This is a genomic window from Campylobacter concisus (assembly GCF_902460545.1).
Lineage (GTDB): Bacteria > Campylobacterota > Campylobacteria > Campylobacterales > Campylobacteraceae > Campylobacter_A > Campylobacter_A concisus_AE.
This window is the reverse complement of record NZ_CABPUE010000010.1, coordinates 60735-64710: the sequence shown is the minus strand read 5'-3', so window position 1 is coordinate 64710 and position 3976 is coordinate 60735. Positions and strand designations below refer to the sequence as shown.

The 3976-nt window shown below is 37.3% G+C and carries 5 protein-coding genes; 1 reads left to right on the top strand and 4 read right to left on the bottom strand.

Annotation, left to right across the window (positions count from 1 at the left end):
• Positions 1–95: 95 nt before the first annotated feature.
• The gene (locus FZ949_RS08090; RefSeq protein WP_072594609.1) at positions 96–341 is read left to right on the top strand and encodes a helix-turn-helix domain-containing protein; all 246 of its coding nucleotides are present in this window, start codon (positions 96–98) and stop codon (positions 339–341) included.
• Positions 342–619: 278 nt separating this feature from the next.
• Here the strand turns inward: FZ949_RS08090 and kdsB are convergent, their stop codons facing one another.
• From kdsB to FZ949_RS08070, 4 genes are all read right to left on the bottom strand, one after another.
• Positions 620–1333 carry a 3-deoxy-manno-octulosonate cytidylyltransferase gene (kdsB, locus tag FZ949_RS08085; RefSeq protein WP_103579491.1) on the bottom strand — a complete coding sequence of 238 codons (714 nt, stop codon included), beginning with the start codon at positions 1331–1333 and terminating at the stop codon, positions 620–622.
• Positions 1330–2793: a threonine synthase gene (gene thrC, locus FZ949_RS08080; RefSeq protein ID WP_103579490.1), complete on the bottom strand. Its 1464-nt coding sequence runs from the start codon at positions 2791–2793 to the stop codon at positions 1330–1332. Before thrC ends, kdsB begins: the two co-directional genes overlap by 4 nt.
• Positions 2790–3104, bottom strand: a complete 315-nt coding sequence (cutA, locus tag FZ949_RS09800) for a divalent-cation tolerance protein CutA (RefSeq protein ID WP_148790327.1) — start codon at positions 3102–3104, stop codon at positions 2790–2792. The genes thrC and cutA overlap by 4 nt, the downstream gene beginning before the upstream one ends.
• Before the next feature lie 50 nt (positions 3105–3154).
• The coding region (locus FZ949_RS08070; protein WP_148790329.1) for a tetraacyldisaccharide 4'-kinase at positions 3155–3976 on the bottom strand (822 nt) is incomplete at its 5' end.

Below are 3976 nucleotides of genomic sequence, written 5' to 3'. Positions count from 1 at the left end.
ATAATATATAATGTATTTTAATTTATTTATACGTATTATTATTATTTATATATTATTTTATGTATATTTAATAAAATAATCCGTATAATACTTTAATGATTGAAACAAGTGATATATTTAATTTGCTTCACAATGCAGTTGAGGCAAAAAATATCGGTAAGAAAATTTCACAAGCAAAAATGGCAGAAGAGCTTGGTGTACCAATGAGAACATATCAAGATTGGAGGCTTGGCAACTCAAAGCCACAAGCTGCTGCTGCAGTTTGCAAACTTCTTTGTGAGCTTGACGACGATGAAATATTATTTGTTATCAATAAGATGAGAAAGTTGTTAGGAAAATAGATGGAAAATTTGACACAAAAAGAAAGAATAGATCTTGAGAGCGTGTTTGCAGCTATCTGCACCAAGAAAGAGCCTAAATTTTTAGGTTTCTATAAAGACTTTTACTCGAGTGCGATTTTAAAATTTTACGTAGTTAAAGACAGAATTAAAAAAATAAAAATCAAGAAAAATTAGTTTTATATTATTTGAGCAGAAAACAATTTTTGCTGCATTTAAAGGTTAATAATTTAGATAAATTCTCCTTAAATATTGACTTTATTTAAAGAGAATTTGCCGACTTATTTCTTACCAAATTTAGCTAGCGCTCTTTGGTAATCCTCTTCGCTATCGATGCCGATACTTTGGCTCTCAACCTCTAGCATCGCTATCTTTTTACCATTTTCTAAGGCGCGTAGCTGCTCGAGTTTTTCGGTATTTTCAAGGCTTGAAGGCATAAGAGCGCAAAACTCTTTTAAGCTTTTTACGCTGTATCCATAGATGCCTAGATGCGCTTTATAGCTTTTGCACTCACTTCTGTTAAATGGTATCCTAGATCTTGAAAAATAAAGCGCATAGCCATCAAAATCAGTCACCACCTTGACTAAATTTTTATCATCCGCAAACTCATCATCCATCTTTTTATAACAAGAAAACATAAAGGCTTTTTCCCTATTTTGCTCGCAAAAAGCCCTAAATTTAGCGATATTTTCAGGCTCAATAAATGGCTCATCAGCCTGAACATTTATAATAATCTCACTCTCGCTTAACCCCAAAATTTGTGCTGCTTCGTTTATCCTGTCAGTGCCACTTTGATGATCTTTGCTAGTTAGCACAGCTTTTATACCGTGAGCCTTGGCGATATCAAGCACGCTTTGCTCATCCACCGCAACCGCCACATCGTCCACGCCGCTTACTCTAAGAGCCGTCGCCACAAACATCGGCACGCCATTTATCTCTTTTAAAATTTTGTTACTAAACCTTGTCGAAGCAAGGCGGGCTGGGATGATTATCATTGCTCGATCCATTCTAAGACACATTTGTCTATCTCATCTTCACTAATAACATCTTTATGTAAAATTTTTGCGCTAAATAGCGAGTTTATCGAGCTTGGTACGCTGTCATTTAAAATTTTAGCAGTCTTTGCCAGCGCATCTTTTTCATCTTTTGTATCTTTGATCTGGCACGCTTTGATCATGCTTGGCGTAAATTTCACCCAGTGTGCGGTCGATGTGATGACATTTATGCGGCTAGCTTCCACCATTTTAAAGCAAGTAGCAGTATGCGGATCGATCGCGTAGCCGCCCTTTACGAGCTTTGCGATGTAGCTTTCGCACTCTTTATCGTTACACCAGCTAGCCTCAAAGTCCTCTTTTAGCGCTTCAAGCTCTTGTTTGTTAAGCTTATAAAATTTATTTTTAGCTAGGCTTTGCATGAGCTCATTAGTTCTAACGCTACCAAATTTATCAAATAGCAAACGCTCGACGTTTGAGCTGATCAAAATGTCCATGGCTGGGCTTATCGTCTTAACTAGCTTTTTGTCCCTGAGGTCGTAAACGCCGGTAGTAAAAAACTGCGTCAAGATGTTATTTGCGTTTGAGGCGATCTTGATCTTACCGATCTTTGCGCCCATTTTTTTAGCGTAATACGCCCCAAGAGCGTTGCCGAAATTTCCACTTGGTACGATAATGTCAAAGCTCTCATTTGCCTTAAGCGCCTTTTGCTTTAGTAAATTTGCGTAGGCGTAGGCGTGGTAGATGATCTGAAAGAGAATTCTGCCAAAATTTACCGAGTTTGCCGCACTTAGTTTAAGGCGCTTTTTCTTAAGCTCAGATTTAAATTTATCATTTGCAAGCAACATCTTTAGCGCCCTTTGAGCGTCGTCAAAGTCGCCTTTTATACCAAAAACCTTTAAATTTTCACCCTGCATAGTCTGCATTTGTAGCTTTTGAACCTCGCTCGTGCCACCATCTGGATAGAGACAGACGACCTTGATATTTTCGTCGTTTGCAAAGGTTTGAAGTGTTGCAGGACCTGTGTCGCCGCTAGTTGCACACATGATAAGGTATTTTTCGCCTCTTTCTTTTGCTAGCTGGCTAAGAAGTGAGCCAAAAGGCTGAAGCGCCATATCCTTAAAAGCCCTAGTTGGACCGTGATATAGCTCATTTACATATAAATTTTTATCTATTTTTTTAAAAATAACTGGGTGCTTTGGATCGTCAAAACTCGCGTATCTCTTAACCGCCTTTTTGAAAAAAGCCTCTGGCACGTCAAATTTAAATAGAGAGATGATGTGAAGTGCGAGTTTCTCGTAGCTTAATTGTGAGAGCTCTTGCCACTTTGATTTTGTTATCTTTGGAAGCTTTTTTGGCGCGTAAAGTCCGCCGTGAGCGGAGCTTGGGCTAAGCATGGCTGTGCTTAAATTTACATTTTTTACCTTTTCATCTTTCACGCTTCTAGTTGGTGTTAGTCTCATTTTTTACCTTTTTTGGTTGATTTTTTTATCCATTTTTCATATTTTTTAAATACCTCTTTTGGCTTAAGTGCCAAAATTTCTGGGGTTTCGTAGCTGTGGTGCTTTCTTATAAATTTAGCCACCTTTTTAAATTTCACGTCCGTTTTTATGAGTAAAATTTGCTCTTTTCCATCGCAAAGCTTCTCTTGCCAAAGATAAATGCTTTTTGCGCTAAAGCTACTCACACAAGCTGCAAGGCTCTTTTTTACGAGCTTTTTACTTAGTTTTTTTGCCTCTTTTTTCTTTGCGACCGAGGTGATTAAAATTCTCATTTTGATCCAAAATTTCCTTTAAGAAAGTGGCTCATTATAACAAAATGGACTTAAATTTGCTGTGCCAAAACCTTTTTAAACTCTTCACTTAGCGTAACTTCAAGCGTTATAAGTGATACTCTCAGCCCAAAGTCCTTTACCTTTACATAGTCCTTTTGTGTCATCAAAAGCGAGGTCGCATCATATCTTTTTAAAACCTCTTCTAACTCATCTTTTGAAAAATCATAATGGTCAGGAAAAAAGACGCAAGCTACACACTCATCAAAAAATGGCTTGAGGCGCTCTGGGTTTGCTATGGCGGTAACTAGAACCATTTTTTCACTTTTATTTAAAATTTCACTCTTTCTAAAATGAGTTTGCCCTTCGATCGCCACAAAATCAGCAAATTTATAAAAGCTAAATGGATATCTATAAGCTCCACTTGGTAAGCAAAATTTTAGCCTTGGCTCTGGGTTTGGGCGTACTAGAATGTCAAATTTGGCTATGTCGAATTTAGAAAATCCGTCATCTAACAAAATATACTTTGCGCCATACTCTTTGGCATATTTTATAGCTAATTTCCTATCTTCGCTTACTATCACATTTGCGTTTTTAAGACTTGTGGCATATATCATCGCCTCATCGCCACTTGCTGCTACGTCAAGTAAAATTTCGCCATTTCGAGCGACAACTTGCATGCCTTTGCTTTTTCTTTTGTAACCTCTAAGGATGATAAAAGCGCCCTCGAAATTTTTAGCAATTGCCACGCAAAGTGGAGTCTTTCCACTTCCTCCAAGTGTCAAATTTCCAACACTTATTACCTTTATGCCAAAGTCTATTTTTCTAGCAGTAAATTTCTTAAAAATAACAATAAAAAAATAGATAAAGCTTAG

Excerpts from the sequence above, each read along its gene's own strand:
- cutA (WP_148790327.1), bottom strand. The coding sequence starts at position 3,104 with ATGAGAATTTTAATCACCTCGGTCGCAAAGAAAAAAGAGGCAAAAAAA.
- thrC (WP_103579490.1), bottom strand. The coding sequence starts at position 2,793 with ATGAGACTAACACCAACTAGAAGCGTGAAAGATGAAAAGGTAAAAAAT.
- kdsB (WP_103579491.1), bottom strand. The coding sequence starts at position 1,333 with ATGATAATCATCCCAGCCCGCCTTGCTTCGACAAGGTTTAGTAACAAA.
- FZ949_RS08090 (WP_072594609.1), top strand. The coding sequence starts at position 96 with ATGATTGAAACAAGTGATATATTTAATTTGCTTCACAATGCAGTTGAG.